The sequence below is a fragment of the Psychrobacter sp. BI730 genome, from assembly GCF_013414195.1.
GTDB lineage: Bacteria > Pseudomonadota > Gammaproteobacteria > Pseudomonadales > Moraxellaceae > Psychrobacter.
In genome coordinates this window covers 1-661 of sequence record NZ_JAATTV010000040.1, presented here as the reverse complement: position 1 = coordinate 661, position 661 = coordinate 1, and the positions used below count along the sequence as shown (strand labels likewise).

The following is a 661-nucleotide window of genomic DNA, read 5'->3' as shown; positions in this document are numbered from 1 at the left end:
CTTTTAAACCAAGCAAAGAGAAATATAAAAGATGACCTACTCAGCAGATTTTCGAGCACAAGTTATCAAAAACATTGAGCAAAAAGACATGAGCATCCGTCAGGCCTGTATTTTTTATAATATCAGCAAGAGTACACTACAGCGCTGGCTTATAGACCCAAGCATCCAAACGACCAGAGTCAAAACGCCAAGCAGTATACCCAATGAAGCCCTTCTACAAGACGTTAATCAATACCCAGATGACTACCTGTATGAGCGAGCTCGTCGTTTAAACTGTAGTAAATCAGGTATTGGCTATGCCTTAAAAAGATTAAATATTAGCCAAAAAAAAGACCTTAGCACATCCAAAAGCGTGTCCAATAAAAAGAGCGGTATATAAGAATAAGCTTGATCATTTTAAGCAGCAAGGCTATCCCGTTGTCTATATGGATGAGAGTGGCTTTGAGGCTGAAACTATTCGTCCTTATGGCTACGCACCGATAGGTAAACCTTGTATTGATAGCTACAATTGGCAAGCTAAAAAACGTACCAATGTCATCGGTGCTCTGTATGAAAAGATGCTTTTTGCGCTTGATTACTTTGAGAAAAACATCAATGGCGATATATTCTATGACTGGTGCAAATACACGCTCATTCCAAGCCTTAAAACTAAATGCGTAAT

The 661-nt window shown here is 38.9% G+C and carries 2 protein-coding genes; both read left to right on the top strand.

All coding sequences use genetic code 11. The features are described 5' to 3' along the window. The first annotated feature begins 31 nt into the window (after window positions 1–31). Window positions 32–379, top strand: coding sequence for an IS630 transposase-related protein (locus tag HCZ91_RS13845; RefSeq protein WP_165597456.1), 348 nt, complete (start codon window positions 32–34; stop codon window positions 377–379). 46 nt (window positions 380–425) lie between these two features. Then, window positions 426–661: transposase (locus HCZ91_RS13840; protein WP_179799798.1), on the top strand; the 236-nt coding region annotated here is incomplete at its 3' end.